Genomic DNA, 24,752 nt, shown 5'->3' with positions numbered 1-24,752 from the left:
AGGATAATAAATGGATAACGTAGACGCAATTCCACACTATAGTATTCGCGGCTTGGCTATTTGGGGTTTTCTCGACCAACGGCAGTTTGTCGATTACCTGTTTGGCGGTTCGAGTATTAAAACCGGCTGTCTGGTGGCGATTAATGCGGAGAAAGTTCTCACCGCAGAGCGGGACGCCCTGCTGGCGAGCATGCTCAATGCCGCTGAATATAAATATGCCGACGGCATCAGCATTGTGCGTTCTATTCGCCGCAAATATCCTAGTGCCGCGATTTCACGTATCGCCGGTGCGGATTTATGGGAAGGGATCATGGCGCGCGCCGGCCAGGAAGGGACGCCGGTGTTTTTAATTGGCGGTAGGTCGGTTATCCTGGAGCAGACCGCGGCGCTGCTGCGCGCGAAATGGAATGTCAACCTGGTTGGACTGCAGGACGGTTTTTTTAGCCCGGCGGATCAGGATGCGGTGTTTTCCAGAATCAGATCGAGCGGTGCGGCTATCGTGACCGTGGGTATGGGATCGCCCAAACAGGAAAAATTCATGTTTGATTGCCGTGCCAGCTATCCTGATGCGCTTTATATGGGCATAGGCGGCACCTACGACGTTTTTACTGGCCAAGTGAAACGAGCGCCTAAGGTGTGGCAGCGCATGGGCCTGGAGTGGTTATACCGCCTATGTAGCCAACCCAGCCGCCTGCGTCGTCAACTTAAGTTGCTACGTTTTGTCGGTTATTACCTTAGCGGCCGTTTATAGTGGCAAAAGAGAAACCCGATGAGCTTACTCAGTCAAGTGCTGCGAGTGAGCGAACGCAGACAACACACCTGCAGCTTGAAAGATGACGGGGATAGGGGAAAATAACGCGGTGGAAGGGTTAGACAGCGGAAAAAACGCGCTAAGCGCGCAGGAAATGAGCAAAGGGTCATCAAACCCATCAAAAGTATGAAAAAGCACTAGACAGTGAGGCCGCGATTCCGTACTATCCCCACCCGCAACGGCGCTAAGCGCCCGTAGCTCAGCTGGATAGAGCGCTGCCCTCCGGAGGCAGAGGTCTCAGGTTCGAATCCTGTCGGGCGCACCATTAAGTTTGTGCGCAAGTGCCGTGGCAAAAGCGTGTTAGTATGCGTATTAACATGTTGGCCGCGTTGCGGTAAGTAGTACCAGTAGTGGTGATTGTAGCTCAGTTGGTAGAGCCCTGGATTGTGATTCCAGTTGTCGTGGGTTCGAGCCCCATCAGTCACCCCAATATTTAGTGGCGATGCGAAGGTGGCGGAATTGGTAGACGCGCTAGCTTCAGGTGTTAGTGTCTTAACGGACGTGAGGGTTCAAGTCCCTCTCTTCGCACCACAACCACATGTGTAAAAGTAGTCAGGTTACAAAAGCGCGGCATCACAAGGCTGTGTATTAAAGAGTGAAGCAGTAAACGGCGAGTAGCGCAGCTTGGTAGCGCAACTGGTTTGGGACCAGTGGGTCGGAGGTTCGAATCCTCTCTCGCCGACCACATTCCCCAATGGTTTTGTCCATTGATGTTCGGACAGGATCAGTAAAATAAAAAAAGCAGCACGTTATCATGACGTGCTGCTTTTTTTATTGTCCACAGTCCCTCCTTTTATACTTATCGTATAGGGTTTACGTATTCCTCTACCATAGGTAATATATACGCTACAACTCAACCACGAACGCAGCGATTAAGTTCACTGGCCGTTGGGGTGAAGAAACCGGCCAGCGAGCCGGTTTTTTCGTATCTGGAGGGAAGTCAATGTGCGCACCGCTTATTTTATTGGCGGATACAATCTCTGTTGAGTACTATTGATTTTATTTAAGCCAACATGGATAGAGTGCAGTCGTGTAACTGGTCTATTGTTAAAAACGTAAATTATATCCTTCTGCTTAGTCATGGTAGAATATTGTTAGCCTTGGATTATATCGCGTGGTGAATTATGGAATTTAATATAGGTACTCCATTATCATATGTATTGTTAGCTTTGTTTTTCGATATTACGAAAGCCGGAACAACAAATAAAGCATTTTATTTATTAATATTTGGTCCATTTTTGTCAAATATCTATATTTATTTGTGGGAAAGAGGCTTCACTTTGAATAATATTACTCAGGATGAGGTGATTAGTTTTTTTCACTCCTCTTTTATTACCATGTTCAGTGCAATAATTATATTCTTCATTTATCGTTTTATTAAAAAAATGAATTAATCTATGTTTAGCTGTAACAGCGGCCATAATATTGGCCAACTGCCGATGGGACCCTCCTGGACACAACGTCGATAACCAATGATGCGAAAAGTCATATCCAGGGTAGGCTATTTTTACATTCAGCCTACCTTGTTAGGCCGAATGAAGACATTAACCCGCTTTTTATTAAGATTGCATGGTAAGTGCAGTGTGATTTAACCTATTTTTTGGGGCTTTTTTGTGTTTTTATCATGTAAGGTCAGTAATCAAGGTTAGTAATAATGATGATCTCAATTAGGGACGACGTATCTTCTACAAGACATAATGGTGCTTGTTTTCAAATGTCATTATTTTTATCCAACTCGACTGTTCCCAATGATTTGGCTGCTTCTTATAATATTCATCTTATAAATTAATCGTTTTTTTATTAGAATGCTTTTTTTTAAAAAAAACATGAATATGGCGCAGTTGTGTAACAGATCTATTGATAAAAACGTCAATTACATTTTCTTGGTCAATCATGATAGAATATTGTTAGTCTTGGATTATATGCGTGGTGAATCATGGAATTTAATATTTTTACTCCTATAACATATGTACTAACATTTTTATTTATAGCATTAATAATAAAAAAATCAACTAAGCAAGCATACTATACAATATTATTAGGTCCATTTCTTTCCAATATTTATGTTTATCTCTGTGAAAGAGGCTTCACTTTTGATAATATCACTCAGGCAGAGGTGATTAGTTTTTTTTACTCCTCTTTTATTACCATGATCAGTGCAATAATTATATTATTAATATACCGTTTCATTAAGAAAAGGAATTAATCTATGTTTAGATGTACAAGTGGGTCTGAGAATAAGCAATTAGTCTGTTCTGTCACGCGTGATATGGCGATTGGGGCCGGTGCGGGCGCGAAAGCCGCTGGACTTCCAGGGGCAATTGTTAGCGCGGGAGGCGCTGCCGTCCAAAATGTGGCATTGCGTTTGGTCGATCATGGCCCAGTCAATGTTCGGATGCCTAATGTTCCTATGAATCCCTCCCACGTAGGTAACAGCGGCCATAATATTGGCCAACTGCCGATGGGACCGTCCTGGACACAACGTCGATAACCAATGATGCGAAAAGTCATATCCAGGGTAGGCTATTTTTACATTCAGCCTACCTTATTATGCTGAATGAAGATATTAACCCGATTTTAATTAATATTAAGTTCACTGTTTTTATGCTGAATTTTAACCCTTAATTTTAAACCAAATAACATAGAATAATAATTCTCTTAGTCTGAGATCATTGAACAAAATGCCCGCGCAACCCTCCCTCTTTAGGGAGAGGTCAAGCGGGTGCTAACAATTCTTGCCACAGGTGTTGTAAAGCTAGCCATCGAAAAGGCATCAAAACCATGTTAACGGGTATCAAACTTCGCGCCCATCCTACTGAAGCACAAAAGCAGGTGCTGAGTCAGTGGATGGGCTGTGCACGTTTTATATGGAATGCTAAATGCGATGAGGAACGGTATTACCGGACGTTTGCCCGTAAATACTACCCGATAGGGGCATACGCGCCCGTAGACCAGACTGCAGCACAATTTAAAGACGCGGAGTTAACACCGTGGTTGTCAGGATGCCCGTCTCAAATCCTGCGTAATGCTGCTGTTAACTGGTATCAGACCTATCAAAAATTCATGAAAGGAATTTGTGGTAGGCCAAAACACCATCCGAAAACAGATCGCGCCAGTATGCACCTAACCCGCGAATTATTCCGGTTCGATACCTGCGCAGATGGCAACATACGTCTGTTTATCGGCTCAAAGACCAACAATATTGGCTACCTTTCATTTAAGGCGCACGGGCGGTTTAACCTGCCTAATTCGTTGTATATTCGTAAGGAGCGTGGACAATATTTTGTGTCTTTCTGTTATGAGAATGGTAAGCCAGAAGGGGCAGGTTATGCGGATAATCTGGCTATGCTGGCTGGCAGTTCCCGCGAATGGCTAGAAGAAAATACGCTCGGCGTAGACCGTGGTGTTAGCATTCCAGTACAGGCCGGAGATCTGCGTTTTGATCACAGCGCCGAACAAAAGAAACAGCTTACCCAATCAGCGCGATACATTAAGCGCCTACAGCGCAGAATGACACGTCAGGTGAAGGGCAGTAACCGGCGCAATAAAACAAAATATCGCCTGTCCTGTTACTATGCGAAACAGGGCAATGTCCGTGCTGATTTTTCGCACCAGACCAGCCGTAAGCTGGTTAACAGTGCCAGCGTGATTATCTTCGAGGCGCTGCAAACCCAGCGTATGACCAAAAAGGCAAAGCCAAAACAGGACGAGTCCGGGCATTACCTGCCGAATCATGCCAAGGCAAAATCTGGCCTTAATAAAGCTATTCTTAATGTTGGCTGGCATCGTATAGAAGCCTTTACGAAATATAAAGCGAAAGCCGAAGGTAAAGCCTGTTTCCGTATTTCTGCTGCTTACACAAGTCAGGAGTGTTCCCTATGTGGATACACTCACCCGGACAACCGGAAAACGCAAAGTGCGTTTATCTGCGCGTCATGTGGACATACTGATCATGCTGATCGCAATGCGGCATATGTTATTAAGAAGCGAGGAATAGCATTTATTCTCAACCCTGGAACGGGGTTGGTTAACGATAATGAGTTAACCACTGGACGGCAGATAACCGGAAGTAAGACGCGTAAGGCCAAAAGCCCTGCACGCAGTCGGTCAACCGTCAAAAAAGATAAGGGTGGTACACATCTGCTCTTAGAAGCCTAGCCCCTTTAGGGGCGGGTAGTTCACTTGAGAAAACGGTTGTTTGCGGCATTGCACCTGTCACCAATGGGGGTCCCTGAACTGACGCGACGTCTGGTGGTAAAACATGATAGTGACTGGCACTGCCATGATAAAGATCCGCGCTGGTCAACGTTTTTTGACAAAAAGAACTGGGATCCCATACAAAAGGCGAATGCGGTGTTTATGGAAGCCACCCGCTGGATGGATAAGGTTCCGCCGTTCACAGAAAATCAATCCGTATGGCATTTTCATCCTCTTGAATTTCTCGAGATGCTCAACTCAAAGTCCGGGTGTGCCTGTAACCGGGATATCACGCTCGAAGAGCTTGGCGCAATAGCACCGAATGCGAACAAGGCCACACTGGAGCAGTATTTACCTGCCTTTAATGAAGGATTCCGGGAGTTTGGAATGACAACCTGCCGCCAAAAAGCACATTTTCTGGCACAGTGTTGCCATGAAAGCATGGGCCTGAGACGAACAACTGAAATTGGTGGAAGGAATAAACCTTATGCTCCGTGGTATGGACGCGGGTTAATTCAACTTACATGGCAGGATGTATACAAAAAATATGGTGAATATATTGGCGAAGATTTCGAATCTGGAGAAGTTGCGAGAAATAAAATAGCTCAATATCCGCATTGTGTGAAATCAGCATTCTGGTTTTACTGTGTAAATAAAAACGTGATTAAGTTTGCTAAAAATGATGACTTTAACATGGTTACCGCGCTTATTAATGGTGGTTTTAATGGGTATAATGACAGGGTTGAATGTTTCGATATAGCGGTAGCCACACTTAAAACGGCGCATCTTAATGTACTAAAAAAGGAAACGGGTTTTTTATTTGAAGATAGTGAGATTTATAACTACCGAGGATATGCCTATAGTTGGGGCCGATATCATGATCCGTTGAGGCGAGAAAATGGGACGGATAAGAATAAAATGAAAGCAATCACCGCTTACCAAAGATCTATCACCCTTTATCAACGACGCGGCGAGTCAGGGAAAGTGATTGATATAAAAGAGAAAATAGATCATCTCAATGGGCAATAAAAGAATAATTCCAAATTAAGTATATTTATATGAGGAAAAACATAATGAAAAAAACTATTATTCTCCTTCTAACGGTTACCACCTTACCTTCGATGGCAAATGAGAATATCAGTGCAATAAAATCAATTGCATTAGTTGCTGTGAAAAAAGACAGTACACAATACGTTAGAATATGCAATGCAGCAGATAATAAGTGTGGGATTGAAACCAAGATTTGGCAAGATAAAGGTTTAAATGATGTTTTTTATTTAACAAATTCATCACTTGAACTTATAAAAATAAAAAATAATAATGGAGCTTATGTCAACGAGGGTCTGTGGCGCTTCGATGAAAAAAACAAATCGACTAGTCCTGATGAGGAATTAAATAAAGAAGGATTATATATATATCCGGCTTTATATCCATTAAGTAAATCAAAGCAAGCTGTTGCTTTGGTTTCGAAGTGGGCAACATCATATTCGGGTGGTGGTCGTGAGGAAGAATATGCTGATTTTGTGATGATCAATAATGATGGTTCATATGAGACAGTATTTAAAAATATTCCTTTTTCATCAAAAGAGATGATAAGAGCGTGTTTTTCTGAAGCCGATTACGCCAAAACATCGCATTGTCATGATGAAAACTGGAGCATCTTAAATCTGAAATTCATTGACGATGGTAAAAAATATTATTCCTGGAAGTTCACTACAAAATCATATAATTGGCCTGCATTTACCGACAAGTCTTCGACTAGTGTAACAGTAGATGAAAACGTTGCATATCCATTCCAATCGCAACCACATTCTAGCGAATAGCTCCGGTTCAAAAAAAGCGTATAACGCCTAACGCTAAAGGATCCGTTTTGCATTTTTTATGCCTATAGTTGGGGCAGGTATCATGATCCGCTAAGCAAAGAATAATGCAGCTGTAAGGATAAGACTGAAGCGCTCAAGGCATACCGGAGAGCGCTTACGCTCTATCGACGCAAGAATGACGACAAAACCATTGCTGTTATAAATAGCAGAATTGCCAAACTTTAATAAGAGCCTTTGACAAAGGGGTTAGCCCCTTTTTTTCCATAAATCGAAATTATTTTCTTCATCTCCGAGGGTACAAGGATAGTATGTGGTTTTTCTGTCGTTCTTTTCAGAAATACTAGCATTGCTATTGGGTAGATCTTGCGTTGGTGTACCACGACTGGTCCCGACATATATTTCAGTCGTTTTAGAGTGAAAATTAATAACTTTATATTCACTGTCTTTATTTGTTTGTTTTATGTAATCTAGTTTCAGTTGCTTAATGCTTTCATTGGACAAATATGAGTCATTATTCACTTTCAGTTCTAACTTGTCTCCATTTTCTACAACTGAAACAGTATCGCCATCATCCGTGGTGCAGTAAAAAAGTGGTCCGTTTTTTTCGTTGGCGCTAACGTGAAACACAGCAAGCTGAAGAAGTAATGAGGCAGTAAATATAGCAGTCCTTTTCATGATCGCTCTATTGTAAGATAAGGGGACATATTGATAATTGCTAGTCTGTAAATAAATTTATGTTATGTAAAGCTGGATTAACATAAAAAGTGCAATATGTGGGTGATTTGGCCGGTGGATCAACTGCGGTACATTTCGCAGTTACCACACCATGAAATAGTTGCCTGAAATGGGTATACAAAACAAGCATTAGCAACAGTTGAATCAGGGCCAACGATACCAGCTTCAGGCTTTCCACCGCAATGGGCAATGAAAAAATATCTTCCAGAGAAGTATATTTACATGAGGAAAAACATAATGAAAAAAACTATTATTATCCTTCTAACGGTTACCACCTTACCTTCGATGGCAGATGAGAATATCAGTGCAATAAAACCAATTACATTAGTTGCTGTGAAAAATGACAGTGAACAATACATTAGCATATGCAATGTAGCAGATAATAAGTGTGGGATTGAAACCAAGATTTGGCAAGAGAAAGGTTTAAATGATGTTTTTTATTTAACAAATTCATCACTTGAACCGGTAGAGGCCGCGTTAAATTTTGATATCCATGAGTGGTGGCATCCGACCGCTGCCAATTATTTCAGCCGCATCAGCAAAGACCAGCTCGTTGGCGAACTTGAAAGCGCAGGCCAGTCCGGCAAAGCCCGAGATGCAGAAAAGATGAAACGCAAAGATACCGCCGAATTTGCCGAGTCGGTGCTTGAGGGGTCTGGTTGGATCCCTGTATGCATGACCCGCATCGAACCACAGCCCGGCATCGAGGCAATCGAGAATACCACTGACTATCCATCTTCGGCTGACGCCGCATAACCCATAGGGAGCCGCCCTGTGGGGCGGCTCATCGGAGACTTCAATTATGAACTTTACACTTAATCACCTGATGTCGATGTCCCCCTGCGAGTTTGAACGCGTTCGCGAGGGCGGCGAAGATTTTCGGCACGCGCTGAGCAATGTTGTTTTAGGCCACCTGACTATTCCCGCAGGCTGGAACGTAAACGCCGAATATAGGGGCGAATTTGGTGGCCTGTTTCCTGTTCAATGCCGGTTTAATCCGACAGTGATAACGATGATGCGGAGTTTGTGGTGTGCGTATGCAGTCCTGGGGAAATTGCCCCAACCTGGACAGTCATTCTGCTGGCCGGGGGGTGTCGTCGGATACGAATAGTCCGCCAATTTGAACGTTTTGAGCCTAAGCGGATCAATTCGGTATTGACTGAGTTGGCAGCGTTTAATCTCATTGGCATTACGGCGGCAGAGCTGATAACCGCGATCAGCAAGGCGGGTGCGTTATGATCCCGAATCACCATGCAGTCGTGCCCGTCAATTTGTACCAGCAGGCGGTGATACATGCCATGGTACTTGTCGAGCAAAAGAAAGAGCAAGGAAAAATCGTGGCTCAATTCCCCTTCGCAAAAGCCTTTTTCCGCGTGCTTAATGAGGGTCGCTCGCAAATTAAGGCCAATGATATCAGGCTGATTGCCAGTAATTATCCGGTGTGCCGTAAAACCGCGGCCTTCTGAACTGCACCCCGATAGATGCCCCTTGCGACAACGTCACGCAGTCAGGCTAAAAAGGTTTTATACCCACCGTGGTTATTGGTGTTGATGGTGGGTATAAATTCGGATATAATGTCCTCAGTCAATCAATGGGGGGGCAATGTCAAGCGATGAACTAATCAAGAAAGTCAAAGCGATCGGATGGGTGTACGAGAGAACAACCGGTTCTCATCACGTTTTTGAAAAAGAAGGTGAGCCTTTTCCGTTAGTCATTCCGCATCCGCGCAAAGATATGGCGACCGGAACGCTACACAAGTTACTAAAGCAAGCCGGGTTAAAGTAAGAAGTACATGACGCGGTCGCAATGGCCGCTTTTAAGAGAGATAAGAGATTACAAAGCCAAAAGATAAGGTGCTTAGCCTATGAAATATCCAATATATTTACATCAAGCCAATGACGGGACGTTCTCCGGTTTTGTGCCTGACGTAGTAGGATGTTACTTTGCCGGTGACACAATCGACGATGCTATTACTGACGCTGCAAACGCGTTAGATACCTATTTTGTATACATGAGCGAAAAGGGCAACGCCCCTGCTGAAGCTAAAACCATTGCCGCACATATAGACGATGAAGATTGTACAGGCGGTTCTTGGGCTTATGTTGATATCGATTTAACCAAGTATGACGGACGCGCAACCAAGTTAAATATCACGTTGCCGCAGTTCTTACTGGCAAGGATTGATGATTTCGTAAACGAACATCGGGAATATCACAGCCGTAGCGGCTTTCTAGCAGAGCTGGCAAGACGCGAACTGGCAAAGCACTCGCAGTAAGTGAGTAGACTAACCCTTAAAAATCCATTGATGACTCGAATAGCCCGCCCTGTGCGGGCTTTTTCGTTCCACGAAATAGCAAGCCTTCAAGGCTGCATGTTAAATAATTATTTATTTAAATGCTTAGCGTACGTTTTCGTTCCATTGGCCATCGAACCCCATAATGGCGTGGTGTGAACGTTTTCCATGCCTGGTCGCGCGCACTCTGGATGATCTCCGAGGGGATGCCCTCTGGAGGATTTTATATGAAATTCAGTTTATCCGTGACGAGCTGCTGGATTAACATAAAGAGTGCAACAGGTGAGTGAATTGATGCGTATTGGTTGAGTATAAAATCAGGTAAACGCCGTAGTGGTTTTTCCGTTTAGTTTGGTAGTTTGTCGCTAATGAAAGTAGCCTGGATTTACCCAATTGCTGGAAACTGAGAAATGTTTGCGAACTGTCAATTATTCGGTATGGATTTGGCGTTTCCCGACGTCTGCCTGACGCCCATCCCGGCGCCGGTACCGGTTCCTTATCCTAATATGGCCCTGGGCTGTATGGCGACGCCTCATACCTATAAGGTTCTATTTTCAGGCCTGCCGGCGCATAACCTGTCAACGCTGACCTATTCGAGTTTCGGCGACAATGCTGGCGTTAACCTGGGCGTCATGTCGGGAACCGTGATGGGCACGTCCCGCCACTTAATTGGCGCTTTCACCACGCTGATAAAAGGGTCCCCCGCCACCCGCGTAACCAGCCTGAGTTTGCAAAACAATACCAATATGGTGGGAATGCGGTTAATTCCCAGTCAGCTGAAAGTCATGATGCTCGGCATATAACTCTCAGTCGGTGGCATCCTCTCGCGCTAAATACTATAACAGGATTTTTTATGCTCCTTTCAGCTCTGTCGCGCCGTCATTCGCTGTTTGATCGCTATCAATACGCTGTCCTGATGGCCGTTATGCTTATTTCAAGCTGTGCCACCAAAGACCCGAAGCCGCTGACGAATAATACCCTGGTGTTCGAAACCTCTGGCCAGATTATTAATAGAGGGTCGCCATTAAAAATCACGGTAGTGCAATTAAGCAGCAAGTCGCGGTTTATGGCTGAAGAATATTTCACCCTGCAAAGTGACGTGGATAAAGCGCTGGATGATCAATTATTAGGTAAGGATGAATTATTTATCAGCCCGGATGAAGATAAGAAAATAATGATACTGGATCCTGCTGCCGATGCCCGTTATCTGGGGATCTTTGCCGAATATAAACAGATGGAAGATAAAGCGTGGCGGCTATTATTGCCGGTGCCACCGGCCAAGGCCTCTTCGGTTTGGCGCGCGTTGTGGGCGAGTGCCGATCCCGACATGATTTGGACCATCCAGGTGACCCCCGGCGGTTTTCAACGACCCTCCGTACAGGACGGTCACGGTGAACCGTCGATCCGTGCGGAACGGCAGGGGAGTCGCTCGTGAAAAATGCACATAAGGTACTGTGGAGTGAGGGCATGTTTTTGCGCCCCCATCATTTTCAACAGGCGCAAGAGTATCAGGAAGCGTATGCCTGGAGCATCCGGCAAGGGAGCTTTTTGTGGGGATTTTGGTCCCTGAAGGTGGACGAAAATTTGCTGGCGTTGGGTAAAGTCGCTCTGGAACACGCCTGCGGCATTTTACCCGATGGTACGGCGTTTGATTTTACGGATGCGCTTGAGGCGCCGGCGCCGTTGGATATCCGCACCGATCACGGCATGTCGGTTATTGTGTTGGCGCTGCCGGTTAAGCGCGCTGGACGTGAGTCTGTGATTTTTAGCGAGGCGCCCGGTTCCCTGGCACGTCATGTGGCTTTCGAGAAAGACGTCAGTGATGCTAACGCCTTGTCTATTGGTCGGGCAAAAGTACAGTGCGGCAAACTACGTCTGAGGCTCATGGCGGAAAATGAACTCAATGGCGAATGGGTTGCCATGGGCGCGTTGCGGGTGCTGGAAAAAGACCGTGATGGTTGTGTGTTGCTTGATAGCCGTTATGTTCCCCCCCTGTTGGACAGTCGTGCCAACCCATCGCTGCAAGGATATGTGCAGGAATTGGCGGGTTTGTTGCGCCAACGCCGCCAGCAACTCGGCCGTTATGTGCCCCGGCGGGAAGAAATCAGGGATATGGCGGCCTCTGAGCTGATGCTATTGGCGCTGATTCACCGGTTCAGCGCGACAGTCGATCATCAACTGACGTTGCCGCGGGTGCATCCCGAGCGGTTGTTTGCTGAATGGCTGCCTTTCGCGCTCGAACTGGCGGTATATCGCTCGCCCCATAACTTTGAGGGCGATATACCCCGTTATGATCATCGCGATATTGGCCAATGCTTCGAGGGGCTGATGGCGACACTGCGCCAAGGTTTATTTATCGTATTTGAAGAAAATGCCATTGCGTTATCCCTGACGAAACAAATGCCGGGATTGCAGGTGACCACGTTGCCGGACCGCGACATGCTTGAGCGGTTTGATTTCATTTTAGTGGTGGCGGCTGAGCTCAAGTCCGAGTCGCAGTTGGCCAGTTTTCTGGCGCAAATAAAAATTGCGCCGGCGTGTCGAATTGGCGATCTGGTGCAACTGCAATTACCGGGCATTCCCTTGCTTCGTCTCACGCAGGCGCCGCGCCAACTGCCTTTTCAGGAAGGGTGCAGTTATTTCGCAGTAGAGAGCGGCGGTGTTTTATGGCAACAATTACTTAAAACCGGTTCATTTGCCATTTACCTCACCGGCGAATTTGCCCCGTTGAACCTCTCTTTTTGGGCGGTAAGACGCCAATCCAACTTGGGCAGCGTGGGCACATGAACCGTCTTGAACCGTCCAGCCCACTCGGTGCCGGTGGACCCAATAATGCCTTGTTGATGGCGGCCTATCCGCTGCTCAACGCCATTTCGCATTTTCGCTATGCGCCCGCGCCGGAAGACCCGGTGGCGTTGCGCCAAAAAATGATCAATGAAGTGCGACGCTTTGAGAAAATTTGCCAGGGCTTGGGACTGGCGGATAAAACCATCGAGGGGGCGCGATATTGTTTGTGCACGTCCTTGGATGAGGCCGCAGCGTTAACCGAATGGGGTAAAGGCAGTATCTGGACCGGCAATGGGCTGTTGGTGACCTTTCACAATGAATCAGGCGGCGGTGAGCAATTTTTTCAATTGATGGAGACCTTATTGCTGCAACCGGAGCGGCATATTGATCTGCTGGAGTTGATCTATTTTTGTTTATTGCTGGGATTCGGTGGACGTTATCGGGTGATGGAAAATGGGATTTATCGACTGGCAATCGTCACCCAACGCCTGGCGCAGCAAATCCGCCGGTTACGCGGTGATTATCCACAGCCATTAGGCGAGCCGCTGGCCGAGCCGGTGGCGATCAAACGACGGCCCCGCCGACGTAATGCCCTGTTGGTGTGGTCATTGGTCTGCTCAATCTCACTGTGTTCTTTGTACATTGGGCTGGATGCCCGGTTGGGCAATACCGCCAATCGGGTGACCAAGCGTATCTTCAGTCTGCCGTTGCCCAGGGCCCTGCCGGCGGCGGATGACTTTTCCTTGCCCAAGCTGTTATACACCGTGGAGTCGGAGATCGCCGAACAACGTATTGCGGTCAACGCGGTAGGTCATCACGTGACGATCACGCTTAGGGGCGGCGACCTTTTTCGTTCGGCCTCGGCACGGTTAGAGGCCCACTATTATCCGATTTTACGGCGTATTAGCCGCCAATTGTCACTGACCAACGGCACTATTATGGTGCGTGGGCATAGTGATGATCAAAAGATCGCAACCGCCGATTTTCCCTCCAATCACGCGCTGGCGTTGGCGCGGGCCGAAAGCGTTGCCAGGTTGTTGCGCCAGGAACTGATTCATCCACAGCGGATAATCACCGAGAGCGCCTTGGGTTCACCCCCGCTAGTGCCAAATGACACGGTAAAAAATCGCGCAATTAACCGGCGAATTGACATTGTGTTCAGTATGCATCCCACCGATCTGGTTACGCCATGAAGCAGGAACAATCCGCATGTTAAAAACGCTATCGTCGATCACCGGCAGCGGTTTATTTTGGCGCCTTATGGCTATCGCCGGACTGTGTCTGGGGATATGGGTGGTCGGCCCATTGATTGCCATCGGCGAATTACATCCATTGGACTCGGCCGCGTCGCGCCAGTTGACCATGGCGGCGGTGGTCGTGCTGTGGTTATTGCTGCGATTGATTCCCAGCCTCCAGCAAGCGCGGTTTCAACGCCGTTTGCGTCGGCAGTTGCAGCCTGACGACGCGGTGCGGATCGCCGGTGAATCGGTCGATATTTCGCTGGCCGAGGGGTTTAAACAGGCACGGCGTATTCTTCGGCGGTTTAACCGCAGCCGGCTGGTGGGAAAAAACCGTTGGTTAAAGCAGCTCTGTGGGCAAAGTAGTGAAGATATCCCCTGGTATCTGGTGCTTGGCGCCAGCGATAGCGGGAAAACCAAAACGCTACAAAGTGCCGGGCTGGACTTCCTCGACCCGGCTTCCCGCCCGGACAATTTGGCCCAGGAAAACCGCGCGCCGGAACATTGTGATTGGTATTTTACCCCCCAAGGCGTATTGATTAGCCCTGCCGGTCGTTTTTTGACCGAAGGCAATCCACTGTGGTTTAACCTGCTGGGCTTGATTAAACGCTATCGCCCAAGGCAGCCGCTCAACGGTGTGGTGCTGGCACTCAGTGCCCACGCGCTGCTGCATGAATGCCGTGATGAGCAGCATCGCCACGCGATGTTACTGCGCAAGCGGCTGATCGAGTTACGTCGCCAATTCGGTATTGATTTGCCGATTTATATTATGATCACCAAAGCCGATCATCTGGCGGGTTTCAGTTGTTTTTATGGCCAATTCGAAGCGTCTAATCTTGAGCAGGCCTGGGGCATGTCCATCCCCTGGGATACCTCGGTCGATGCCGGGTTACACCAGCAAGCCGCCTTTGAACAGGCCTACGATCGGTTGCAAGCCAGATTAAATGCCGCGCTGGGCGATACACTGCTGGCAGAAGATGACCCTTATGTTCGGGCCAGAAGTTTTGTCTTTCCACAGGCTTTCGCTGCTTTTCGCCCGCTGTTGCTGCGCCACCTCAGTGTGATCTTCGCTTCGTCGCGCTATGACCCGGTGTTGTCATTACGGGGTATTTATTTTACCAGCGCGAACCAGAAGACCACTCGGGGTAAACCGCTGGCGCCTGTGTGTAAGGATAATGTGTTTGATTACCGTTTCACACCTCAGGATATCCCTATCGAGGATCTTGACGATGACGCGCCGCAACCACAAAGCTACTTTTTAACCTCCTTATTTAGAGACATTATTTTTGCTGAAAGTGGTTTAGCAGGCCATCGCCATTGGGCGCTGTGCCGACGTCATCTGCTGTTTCTTGCCGCCTGCGGTGTGTTGTCCGGTTTGCTGTTTTTGGCCGGTGGCTACAGTATTGCCAGCTTTAATAATAATCAGGCTTACCTGTCAGGGTTACAGACGCGGATTCAATCGCTGGAAGCATTAAGCACGAGTTTACTGCGCACCCCAAATGCCGATTTAGCGCAACTATTGCCTTTTTTTGACGAGCTGTATGTGTTGGCCCACGACGAGACATTTTCCCTGGGCGATCCCCCGTTAGATCATCGTATGGGGCTGTATCGGGGGGCCACGATGGCGAGCGCGGCCAACGTGGTTTATCAGCACGCGTTAAAGCGGTTACTGCTGCCGCTGGTCGCGCGGCAAAGCGCCGCCGCGTTAGGTCAGGCGGACTTCAATGATACGGAGTATACCTATCAAGCGCTTAAGGCGTATTTAATGCTGCATGAGCCGACGCATTATAACGGTGACTTTTTGCTTGGCTGGGTCACCCTGACCTTGCCACATATGGCGGGGACCGCCGGATTGGATAAAGTCGGGCGCCAACGGCTACAGCGCCATTTAGCGAATTTGATCAACGGCGATCCCCTGCGTTCGCCCGACGAAAAAGACACCGCGTTAATCGAGGTGGCACGCCGCGCGATTCAACAAAAAACCGTGGCCCAACGTGTTTACCATCATTTAAAGCAGTCGTTGCTTAAAGATAGCCAGTTTAAACCGGTCAGTTTGGTAGATTTGGCGGGGGCGTCGGCGGAACAGGAACTGGTGCGCAATAGCGGTATCGCGATTAACGAACCGGTGCCGGGGTTGTTTACGCCAACAGGATATTGGCTGGGATTTCAAGCACGGCTGGCCGGGGCTATCACCGCGTTGCGCGATGAGGACCGCTGGGTCTTGAACCCGGTCGAATCCAGTCATGATGATGAGGTGGCTAATAATGTAACACATTGGTATCTAAATGATTTCATCTTGCAATGGGATACCTTTTTACATGATATTGGCCTGATGCAGGCACTGGACCTGAACCAGCGTATCAATCGTGTGCGGGTGCTTTCCGGTGAGCGCTCCCCACTGCGTAAATTGGTGATCGGCATTGGCCAAATCCTGTCGTTGCCACCACCGGAAAATATCTCCGGTCGGTTACCGGAGCTTAGCCGTCGGTTCAGCGAGCAGACCACCGGCATGCTCAATACACTGTTTTACCCGAGTGCCGATCCTGGCGGCGCGTTCTCACCGGAGCAAGTGGTGAGAAACCATTACCGGGATTTAATTGATTTGGCCCGAGTGCCAAACGAGCAGGGCGATAGGATCGTCTTCGACGACGTCCTGCAACGGCTTGATAGCCTGTATCGCTACTTGCTTAAACTGCAAAATGGTGATGATGCCGCCCCCGGGGACGTCTTGCTCAGCTTAAGGGCCGATGCGTTGCGTTTACCGGCACCGCTGCGCAATCTGGTGCTCACACTGGCCGATGGTGCGGGCCATGATGGTCAGCGACAAGTCTTATTACAACTGCACCGGCAGTTCGATAGTGATATTGGCGAATTTTATCATCTGGCCATAGAGAACCGCTATCCGCTCACACCAGGAAGTGTCCACGACCTCAGTCCTGACGACCTTACCCGTTTGTTTTCGCCTAAGCAGGGTTTGGCCGCCTCATTTTATCAACGCCATTTGGCAGATAAGGTGATTATCAGTGACAACCATTGGCGTTTTCTCCCTTGGATGCATACCGACGGCCGTGCGCAAGAGGATGCCATGTTGCGTTTCTTCCGTTATGCCCGTCAGGTCAGTGATGCATTTTTTCCGCCGGACGCCACGCGCCCTTCCTTTTCTTTTACCCTGCGTCCACTGGTTATGGATAACAAAATCTTGAGCCTGTCGATGGATATCGATGGTCAAGTTCTGAGCTATAACCATGGGCAACCGGTGGATTATCGTTTGGTTTGGCCGGGGCCGCGTCGCAGCGGCATGGCGCGCCTGACCATGAAATTGGCGGACGGCACGGTTAAATCCATTGAACGGCATGGCCCTTGGGCAATAAACCGGCTGTTGGACAGCGGTAAATACCAGCCAGGTGACCATCCCCTGTCACGCAGGATCACCTTCCAGCTTGAGGGGCATGCCGCCACCGTTGAAGTGATACCCGATAGTGTGCGAAACCCCTTTAACCTTGCCCGCTTTAAATGCGCACCGGCAACGGAGATGCCATGAATAGTGAACAACTACTGATCCCGGTCAGTGCCGAGCTACCCTGCGGCGAAAACCTTGAGTATGAACCCGCCTATATGCACTTATGCCAATTGGCGCGAGGAAAACCGGAACAACAGTTTGGCGACACCATCATCCCGGCGGCCGAACCGGATTGGCGTGAGGTGGAAAAAGCCGCGTCTGCTTTGCTTGCCCGCAGCAAGGATCTGCGGCTGATGTTATTGCTGGCCCAGTCCTGGACCGCACTGCACGGGCTGTCGGGGTACGCCGACGGGGTGAGCCTGATAAGCGAGGCGTTGGCACGATTTTGGCCATCGCTGCTGCCGCTACTGTCCCAGGACGGTGAGGACGATCCCTTTATGCGGGTGAATACGCTGCGCGAACTGGGCGACGGTTTTACCCTGGCTAAGCTGTTGCGTACTAGCCGTTTTTCTCCGGCTGCCGGCGGATTGACCTTTGCTGAGGCGGCGACTTTCCTCGGCGGTGGCGAGATGCCGGCCCGGGATTACCCCGGTGGCGCCACGCGGCTGTCCGCCGATGTGCAAGCGGGTATTGACGCCCAGTCGCCTTTGTTGGCCCGCAGCCTCGAGGCCATAGAGCGTATCCAGCGTCTACTCCGTCAACATTTGGGTGCTAGCGCGCAGCCGGAAATGCCGTATTTATTCAACGCCATGACGTTGTTATGCCAGAGGCTCGTCCCGTCGAGCGGGCAGGCCACGGCGCAGCAGGACCTGTCGGACGGTGCCCCGGCTGCCGCGCAGACGGACCGTCAGTTGCCCAGTCGCGATCAGGAGATAACCAGCCGCGATGAAGCCTACCGCGCCCTGGAAAGCGTGAAAGCGTATTTTACCCGCTACGAGTCAAGCCATCCTGCACCGTTGATGATATCCCGCATACAACTGTTAATGAGTCAGGACTTTATGGCGATAGTGCGTAATTTGGCGCCGGATGCCGTGGGCACGTTGGAACATTTTTTTGGCTGCGAAAAAGATAAGCAGTAAAGGCCTGAATAACTCAGCCTATCAAGGAGAGCAAGACCGAGATGAAAAACTCAAATAGTGGACAAAAATTTATTTCCCGTAATCGCGCCCCGCGGGTGCAAATTGAATATGCGGTGGAACTTTATGGCGCGGAAAGAACGGTACAGTTACCGTTTGTATTAGGCGTCTTGGCGGATTTAGGCGAAAGCGCCGCGCAGCCCCTGGGCCGGATTGAAGAGCGTAAATTTCTGGATATCGATACTGATAACTTTAACGAACGCATGAAGTCATTCCAACCAGGCGTGTCGTTCCAGGTCGCCGATACCTTAAGCGGTCAGGGAGACTTGCCGGTGGCGCTGACGTTTAACCATATGGACGATTTTTTACCGGATGCGGTTGCGCGTCAGGTCGAACCGCTGAATGTGTTGCTTGATGCCCATATCCAATTGTCGAATTTGCTCTCTTATATGGATGGCAAAAACGGTGCCGAGGATCTGATCGCCACGTTACTGCGCGATCAGGCATTGCTAAACGATTTAGCCGACGCACCGCCGGGATGGGTTGTCGAGGCGCAGGACCCATCCCAGGATGACGAGCGGTTGTTCTCGCCGCAATCCACTGACATAGACACCGACGCCCCGGGGCGCGGGGACGGCGCAAGTGTGGCGCTGTGCCAGCGTTGCCTGCCGGAGATCAAATCGTTGCTGGAAGCGCACTTTAGGCCCAAAACCGAACAGGCCCGCTGCGCGGTAGTGCAGGCGGTCCAGACCCTAGCGCGGCAGGTGTTGCAACATCCGCTGCCGCCCGCTCAAGATGCCTTCGGCGCCATCCAGCGATTGGTTTACGCTATCGACCAAAAGATGTCCGGTCAGATTAACGCCATCCTTCATCATCCTGATTTTCAGCGCTTGGAGGGGGCTTGGCGCGGGCTGCATTTCTTGGTCAACAATACCGAAAGCAGCGAGATGCTGAAAATCCGGGTCATGAATCTGAGCAAAGCGGACCTGGCCCATACGCTGAAACGTTATAAAGGGGCGAGCTGGGATCAAAGCCCCCTGTTCAAACGTATTTATGAAGAGGAATACGGTCAGTTTGGTGGCGAGCCCTTGGGTTGCCTGGTGGGGGATTATTATTTCGATCACAGCCCGCAAGACGTGGAGTTATTGGGTGAGCTGTCGATGATCGCCGCTGCCGCCCACTGTCCGTTTATTAGCGGCGCGTCGCCAGGGGTGATGCAAATGGAAACCTGGCAGGAACTGTCCAATCCACGTGATTTGAGCAAGATATTCCAAAATACCGAATACGCCGCGTGGCGCGCGCTGCGCGAGTCCGAGGATGCCCGTTATATCGGTTTGGTGATGCCGCGTTTGTTGGGCCGCTTGCCTTACGGCGCGCAGGACAATCCGGTGGGTGCCTTTGATTTTACCGAACAGACGGCGGGGGATACCCACGCCGGATTTATTTGGATTAACGCCGCTTACGCCATGGCGGTCAATATTAATCGATCGTTTAAGGAATATGGCTGGTGCACGTCGATTCGCGGCGTGGAGTCTGGCGGCGCGGTGGATAATTTGTTATGCCACAATTTCCCTACCGACGACGGCGGCGTGGACATGAAATGCCCGACGGAAATCGCCATCAGCGATCGCCGCGAGGCTGAATTGGCCAAGAATGGTTTTATGCCGCTGGTGTATCGCAAAAACTCTGATTTTGCGGCGTTTATTGGCGCACAGTCGTTGCAAAAACCGGCCGAATATAGCGATCCGGATGCCACGGCCAATGCTAATCTGGCCGCACGCTTGCCGTACCTGTTTGCCTGCTGTCGCTTCGCCCATTATCTGAAATGCATTGTGCGTGACAAAGTGGGCACCTTCCAGAGCCGTGATGAGATGGCGCGTTGGCTAAACAACTGGATCATTAATTATGTTGATGGTGATCCGTTGAACTCATCGCAGCAAACCAAAGCGCGTCGGCCATTGGCCTCGGCGGAAGTTCAGGTCAACGAGGTGGCGGATAATCCCGGATATTATGAGGCCAAGTTTTTCCTGCGCCCGCATTACCAACTGGAAGGTCTAACCGTGTCGCTGCGGTTGGTTTCCAAGCTGCCGTCGCTTAAGACGGGTGCCAATTAAGCGCGGGTCATATTTTTATTCGATTTAGCTAAATGGCAACCAACGGGTTGCCATAAAGTACATTACTCTATCAAAGGAATTATTCGATGAGTCACAGCATTTACTTAAAAGTTGACGGTGTTGAAGGCGAAGAAAATCGCAGCAATTATGAAGGATGGATTAAAGCGGATTATATTGATTTTCCATTCCAACGTCATATTGCCGGTTTTTCCGGCGCAAACAAAGGCAATGTGGGTGATGTGGAGATCAGTAAACTCAGTGTGTTTGCGCCTATCGATAAAGCGATGCCGGCCATATGGATGAATTTTTTTAAGAATAAAATCATCAATACGGTGACCGTCGCCTGGTGTGTCAGCGGCCAAGAAGAGCAGAATACGATGACTATCGAGTTATTAGATGCGCGCATCATTGGCGTTAAATTTATGAATAATGCGACCAACAGCGGCATTGACATGTCGCCCAGCGCCTCACAGCCCATGAGTATGCTCTATCAGTTCATCGCACCGAAAATCAAAGTGGCCTATACCCCGATATCGTTAGATAACAATAGGAACGCGCCGGTCACCGCCGCCTGGAATGTGGATACACAACAAGAGTTTTGATGCATTGGCCGGGGAACAGGACCCCGGCGTTCGACTCTGCGGTTTCCCCTATGGTCTTAATCTCATTATTTCAGCAGGTTACGTCCTGTTCTTGCTCGGGTTTATCGTCACAGTAGCGATAATCTTCCCGGTGTTGATGTCCAACATTATAACCCAGCCAGCAGCATTGCCCCAGGGCGTGGTCGCGACCTAATTCATAATGCCGGTAGTCGTTGTGATGCAATATCAGTCGGACCTCCCAGGCGTACTCGATACCGGCGTAATGCTCAATCCAGGCACGCAGTTGCGCCAGTTTGCCAGGACCCTGCGGCGAAGACGTTAACCATTGACAATATTGCGGCCAGGACAGGGGGCCGATATCAATGGCAAACCGATATTGCCGGTCGGGGGCGGCATGGCCCAAACCTCGGGGTTCGCCTAATTTTACACCCTGGCCAGCGGACCACAGACGCAGGCGCGCGTCGCGGGGTAATGACAACCATTGAAACAGATTTTCCCTTATGGTGACCGCGACGGAGAAAAAATGGCGGATGATTGAGCGCAGGCCTTCGCTATTGCGTGGGTAGCGCGTCAGGTGGCCAGCCATAAAAGCGCGCGCTTGGGCGTTGAGACCAGGATCGCGCTGAGCCGGTTCACCAATACCGATCAGGCTGGCGGCGTAGTCATCAAAGCGCCGATTATCCAGACGGTCAAACGAGACACAGTGCTGGGCGTCAGCCCAGGCACGGTAAAACAACATGATCAACCGGTGATGGAAGATATCGGCGAAGGCCGACAGGTTAGGGTCTTTTTCCTGTTGACGGCGTTGGTAGGCATACTCCGTAAGGTGCAACGGTAGCGGACCGTTGGGGCCAAACAGCCCAAACCCCACGATGTTCACCTGCTTGAGCCCGGTTCGCGTACCGTAGGGGGTAATGGTGGCAATATTGGCGGCGCTAAACGCCAGCGACGGCTGTTGACCCAGGCGCAATGGCTCATAGCGCGGCAACGGTGCGCGTCCCAAGGGATAACGCCCGCCAGCCTGTGCGTCAATGCGTCGCAGCAATTGGAACAGGTCATATAACCAGGGGGTACGTTCCCGGGCGGCCCAGAAAGGGTGATCCAACCCGGCGTCGGGGTTAATTTCGTGATGCGGGCAATAGGTCTGCAATGGCGAGGTGTCCGTCGCGTACGGCCGGATGACATGGATCTTCATAACGGCATTTTCCCACCCTTTTCCGGCGGCCAATAACCGATGGGCCCGCGCTGTCGTGAGATAAGCGTCGTTTCGGTGAAACTATTGATGGTCACCAGGCGTGAAAACAGATGCGCCAGCACACTGCCCAACAGCCATGGGCTGTGCCCGGAAAATGCCTGTTCATCCACCGTCAGCTCAACGTTGACGCCACGAATGAGCATGGCCGGTGATTGCATCAACCGATTGCAAGGTGTCAGGCGGCATTGGCGGATCGCGGCGATGTGCTGCGCAGTGGCGCTGTCGGCCTGCGCGGCGTGAACTTTCAGCAACTGGCGCAGGGCAGCGCCGCCTTGGTCGTGGGTGCCATCCATTAGACTGAAATAGTTCAGCTGCAACTGGTTAATCAATGCCCAGCAGGCTTGGCCTTCCGCCAGCGCCGCGCGCGGTGCACTGGGGCCTTTACGTAATACCACCTGGTGTACCGGAATCGAGTCTTGCAAGACCAGCCGTACCTGGCCGTGCTGGGTGAGCCGCATCGGCAGATCGCGATTGCAGCACAACACCTCGGCGTTGAGAAATGCCAAATTCCGATGCCATGGCGGATGTTGCTCATCGGTTAACGAGATAAAGGCATCCGAACCCTGAAAACCGCTGTCCGACACCGACGAACTGACCGAAGGGGGCCAGTGACGCGGTTCCCGGCGCAGGGAAAACCAGCCGGTGTGTCCTGGATGCTCATCGCTAAGCTTTTCATAAATGGGCCTGAATACCCGGCGATAGCCATTTTCACCTTTATTATCGCAGCCGCACAGCCGGCGAATGGAGTGAATTTCGTAGTCTTGAGGGCGCAGAGCATCAATCACCACCGGATACTCGGTATGTTGTTCATGCACGGGGATATGTTCAGCGCTATGCGGGAATAAATTAATCACCGGCGTGCAGTGCAGCGCCAAATGATGACGGTCTACCCGGCGTTCCAAATCCGGTGCGGTACTATCGAGCAACAAAATCAGTTCCAACTGTCGTTGCTTGCCAGCCTGGTTAAGCAGGGACTGCATTCCGCTGATACTGAAAAACTGTAGACGGGCCGGAAAGCAAAAATATTCCTGTAATAGACGAAAGGCATCAAGATTGCGCAGATCCGGTGGCAACAGGGACTGGTCGGGCTGTAGCCCCTCATGGCGTAACGCTGATCTGTCCAGAACCAGGCGCTGCGGTTGTTCGCCGACCACCTGGCATAGCACGCTTTGGGTGTGCTGCATAATCAGTTCGAGCAGTTGCTGTGCTGATACGTCGCCGGCGCTCAGATAAAACGCTATCCGGTCGCAGTGCATCTCGCCAAGCGTCACTTGGTCAAAGCAGCTCAGCCTGATGCGCAGTGCGCTGGCAGCGTTGCCTAGCCCCAGCGCCGAGGGGAAGATATCCGCCGGAACTCCCCCTAATTCGACCTGCTCCAGGCGCAGCGGCTGGAGTTCGACATCATGGGCGGTGCTAAACCGGCAGGTGATACCTTGGGCCTTTATATCCGCACAATCGATCAGTGTGCCTCTGGGCACGTGACACCCTTGGCTAATATCACCTTTGGTGGCGTCAGGTTGCAGTTCAACGATAGCCATGGACGGCGTAGCAGCCAGGTAATTAGGGTGCAGCATTTCCAGTAATTGGCTGGAAAAACGCGGGAATTGTGCATCCATTTTGAGTTGGATGCGCGATGTGAGGAACGCAAAACCTTCCAGCAGTCGTTCAATATAGGGATCGGCAGGATCGGTTTCGCGCATTCCCAACCGTCCCGCCACGCTGGGATAGTGTTGGGCAAATTCGGCGCCGCGTTCACGTAGCCACGCCAACTCACGATTGTAATATTCCAGCAGACGGCTATCCATGGGTTACTCCTTGTCAACCAGTTCAAAATGGCCGTTTTCCAAATCCACACGGCTGGTAAAAACAAACTCTATCGGCGCAGGCGACCAGCGCAATCGGCCCTGTATATCAAAAGACAGCATATTGTGGCGTGCCAACGAGAGATCGCCATCGGCGCGGCCGATGGTCAATCCGGCGGGGATGATGCGCGGTTCAAAACGCATAATGGCCAGGGTAATGGCGCTTTCGATCTCGTGCCAGTAGATCTCCGATAACACCCTGCCTGCCAGCGGCGGCACGCCGTAGTTTAGTGTGCTGGAACTCACGTGCGGCCAGTCGGCCAGCTCGTCATGCGATCCGAAATGCGGGCAGTTTAATAACGCCTCAAGATTGGTTTTTACCGACTGTTTTAACGCGTGTACGATTTGCAGTTTGTCGGCCTCGGTGGCCCGTTCAGCATGGGGTGCCGTGCCGGCCAGTCGCTCCAGAAATAAGGGGGGGACCCGGTGCGGCTCGTGGCCCACCGATGCGTTGGCGCTTCTCGTCTGTCGGTCGCGGGCGCGTTGGTTTAACATAGGT

The 24,752-nt window shown here is 50.2% G+C and carries 21 protein-coding genes, 4 tRNA genes and 2 pseudogenes; 23 read left to right on the top strand and 4 right to left on the bottom strand.

What is annotated here, in order from left to right; all coding sequences use genetic code 11:
- The first annotated feature begins 10 nt into the window (after positions 1-10).
- The 8 genes from wecG to SJI19_RS10600 all read left to right on the top strand — a co-directional run bounded on the left by wecG (position 11) and on the right by SJI19_RS10600 (position 6,831).
- Positions 11-751 (top strand): lipopolysaccharide N-acetylmannosaminouronosyltransferase, encoded by a 741-nt coding sequence (wecG, locus tag SJI19_RS10635; protein ID WP_323478229.1) that lies wholly within the window; start codon positions 11-13, stop codon positions 749-751.
- A 248-nt stretch (positions 752-999) separates the two neighbouring features.
- A tRNA-Arg gene (locus SJI19_RS10630) sits at positions 1,000-1,076 on the top strand.
- A gap of 88 nt (positions 1,077-1,164) precedes the next feature.
- Positions 1,165-1,240 (top strand) — tRNA-His (locus SJI19_RS10625).
- A gap of 15 nt (positions 1,241-1,255) precedes the next feature.
- Positions 1,256-1,342: transfer RNA gene (locus SJI19_RS10620), tRNA-Leu, on the top strand.
- A 77-nt stretch (positions 1,343-1,419) separates the two neighbouring features.
- Positions 1,420-1,496: transfer RNA gene (locus tag SJI19_RS10615), tRNA-Pro, on the top strand.
- A 2,096-nt stretch (positions 1,497-3,592) separates the two neighbouring features.
- The gene (locus tag SJI19_RS10610; RefSeq protein WP_323478228.1) at positions 3,593-4,969 is read left to right on the top strand and encodes a transposase; all 1,377 of its coding nucleotides are present in this window, start codon (positions 3,593-3,595) and stop codon (positions 4,967-4,969) included.
- A gap of 24 nt (positions 4,970-4,993) precedes the next feature.
- Complete coding sequence (locus SJI19_RS10605) at positions 4,994-6,037, top strand: hypothetical protein (RefSeq protein WP_323478227.1); 1,044 nt, start codon at positions 4,994-4,996, stop codon at positions 6,035-6,037.
- Positions 6,038-6,081: 44 nt separating this feature from the next.
- Positions 6,082-6,831 carry a hypothetical protein gene (locus tag SJI19_RS10600; RefSeq protein ID WP_323478226.1) on the top strand — a complete coding sequence of 250 codons (750 nt, stop codon included), beginning with the start codon at positions 6,082-6,084 and terminating at the stop codon, positions 6,829-6,831.
- Between the two features lie 246 nt (positions 6,832-7,077).
- Here the strand turns inward: SJI19_RS10600 and SJI19_RS10595 are convergent, their stop codons facing one another.
- Positions 7,078-7,506, bottom strand: a complete 429-nt coding sequence (locus tag SJI19_RS10595; protein WP_323478225.1) for a hypothetical protein — start codon at positions 7,504-7,506, stop codon at positions 7,078-7,080.
- 297 nt (positions 7,507-7,803) lie between these two features.
- Between SJI19_RS10595 and SJI19_RS10590 the strand changes: the two genes are divergently transcribed.
- The 15 genes and pseudogenes from SJI19_RS10590 (at position 7,804) to SJI19_RS10525 (ending at position 21,136) form a co-directional block, all read left to right on the top strand.
- The gene (locus tag SJI19_RS10590; RefSeq protein ID WP_323478224.1) at positions 7,804-8,322 is read left to right on the top strand and encodes a hypothetical protein; all 519 of its coding nucleotides are present in this window, start codon (positions 7,804-7,806) and stop codon (positions 8,320-8,322) included.
- A 46-nt stretch (positions 8,323-8,368) separates the two neighbouring features.
- Complete coding sequence (locus SJI19_RS24845) at positions 8,369-8,677, top strand: conjugation system SOS inhibitor PsiB family protein (RefSeq protein ID WP_416347529.1); 309 nt, start codon at positions 8,369-8,371, stop codon at positions 8,675-8,677.
- Positions 8,590-8,805 (top strand): annotated as a pseudogene (locus SJI19_RS10585) (conjugation system SOS inhibitor PsiB family protein); the annotation flags it as partial. The gene SJI19_RS24845 and the pseudogene SJI19_RS10585, both read left to right, overlap by 88 nt.
- On the top strand, positions 8,802-9,032 hold the full coding sequence (locus SJI19_RS10580; protein ID WP_323478222.1) for a hypothetical protein: 231 nt from the start codon (positions 8,802-8,804) through the stop codon (positions 9,030-9,032). The pseudogene SJI19_RS10585 and the gene SJI19_RS10580, both read left to right, overlap by 4 nt.
- Before the next feature lie 136 nt (positions 9,033-9,168).
- Positions 9,169-9,351: a type II toxin-antitoxin system HicA family toxin gene (locus tag SJI19_RS10575; protein WP_323478221.1), complete on the top strand. Its 183-nt coding sequence runs from the start codon at positions 9,169-9,171 to the stop codon at positions 9,349-9,351.
- Between the two features lie 79 nt (positions 9,352-9,430).
- Positions 9,431-9,841: a type II toxin-antitoxin system HicB family antitoxin gene (locus SJI19_RS10570; RefSeq protein ID WP_323478220.1), complete on the top strand. Its 411-nt coding sequence runs from the start codon at positions 9,431-9,433 to the stop codon at positions 9,839-9,841.
- 428 nt (positions 9,842-10,269) lie between these two features.
- Positions 10,270-10,662 (top strand): DUF4150 domain-containing protein, encoded by a 393-nt coding sequence (locus SJI19_RS10565; protein ID WP_323478219.1) that lies wholly within the window; start codon positions 10,270-10,272, stop codon positions 10,660-10,662.
- Positions 10,663-10,712: 50 nt separating this feature from the next.
- The gene (gene tssJ, locus SJI19_RS10560; protein ID WP_323478218.1) at positions 10,713-11,294 is read left to right on the top strand and encodes a type VI secretion system lipoprotein TssJ; all 582 of its coding nucleotides are present in this window, start codon (positions 10,713-10,715) and stop codon (positions 11,292-11,294) included.
- Positions 11,291-12,646, top strand: coding sequence for a type VI secretion system baseplate subunit TssK (gene tssK / locus SJI19_RS10555; RefSeq protein ID WP_323478217.1), 1,356 nt, complete (start codon positions 11,291-11,293; stop codon positions 12,644-12,646). The genes tssJ and tssK overlap by 4 nt, the downstream gene beginning before the upstream one ends.
- Positions 12,643-13,839, top strand: coding sequence for a type IVB secretion system protein IcmH/DotU (gene icmH, locus SJI19_RS10550; protein WP_323478216.1), 1,197 nt, complete (start codon positions 12,643-12,645; stop codon positions 13,837-13,839). The genes tssK and icmH overlap by 4 nt, the downstream gene beginning before the upstream one ends.
- 16 nt (positions 13,840-13,855) lie before the next feature.
- On the top strand, positions 13,856-17,425 hold the full coding sequence (gene tssM / locus SJI19_RS10545) for a type VI secretion system membrane subunit TssM (protein WP_323478215.1): 3,570 nt from the start codon (positions 13,856-13,858) through the stop codon (positions 17,423-17,425).
- Positions 17,422-18,423: an ImpA family type VI secretion system protein gene (locus tag SJI19_RS10540; protein ID WP_323478214.1), complete on the top strand. Its 1,002-nt coding sequence runs from the start codon at positions 17,422-17,424 to the stop codon at positions 18,421-18,423. The genes tssM and SJI19_RS10540 overlap by 4 nt, the downstream gene beginning before the upstream one ends.
- Positions 18,424-18,464: 41 nt before the next feature.
- Positions 18,465-18,935: pseudogene (tssB, locus tag SJI19_RS10535) on the top strand (type VI secretion system contractile sheath small subunit); the annotation flags it as partial.
- Positions 18,936-19,064: 129 nt separating this feature from the next.
- On the top strand, positions 19,065-20,534 hold the full coding sequence (gene tssC, locus SJI19_RS10530) for a type VI secretion system contractile sheath large subunit (protein WP_323478252.1): 1,470 nt from the start codon (positions 19,065-19,067) through the stop codon (positions 20,532-20,534).
- Positions 20,535-20,620: 86 nt separating this feature from the next.
- Positions 20,621-21,136: a type VI secretion system tube protein Hcp gene (locus SJI19_RS10525; protein ID WP_323478213.1), complete on the top strand. Its 516-nt coding sequence runs from the start codon at positions 20,621-20,623 to the stop codon at positions 21,134-21,136.
- Between the two features lie 70 nt (positions 21,137-21,206).
- Here SJI19_RS10525 and tssG read toward each other — a convergent pair whose 3' ends face one another.
- From tssG to tssE, 3 genes are read right to left on the bottom strand one after another with little or no spacing between them, the layout of a single operon-like run.
- On the bottom strand, positions 21,207-22,331 hold the full coding sequence (gene tssG, locus SJI19_RS10520) for a type VI secretion system baseplate subunit TssG (RefSeq protein ID WP_323478212.1): 1,125 nt from the start codon (positions 22,329-22,331) through the stop codon (positions 21,207-21,209).
- On the bottom strand, positions 22,328-24,196 hold the full coding sequence (gene tssF, locus SJI19_RS10515) for a type VI secretion system baseplate subunit TssF (protein ID WP_323478211.1): 1,869 nt from the start codon (positions 24,194-24,196) through the stop codon (positions 22,328-22,330). The genes tssG and tssF overlap by 4 nt, the downstream gene beginning before the upstream one ends.
- Before the next feature lie 3 nt (positions 24,197-24,199).
- A complete protein-coding gene (tssE, locus tag SJI19_RS10510) occupies positions 24,200-24,748 on the bottom strand; it encodes a type VI secretion system baseplate subunit TssE (protein WP_323478210.1) in 549 nt (182 codons plus the stop codon).
- Positions 24,749-24,752: the final 4 nt, after the last annotated feature.

The organism is Acerihabitans sp. TG2, assembly GCF_035013185.1.
Taxonomy (GTDB): domain Bacteria; phylum Pseudomonadota; class Gammaproteobacteria; order Enterobacterales; family Enterobacteriaceae; genus Acerihabitans.
The sequence above is the reverse complement of the archived record's forward strand: the minus strand, read 5'-3'. Positions and strand labels throughout refer to the sequence as shown.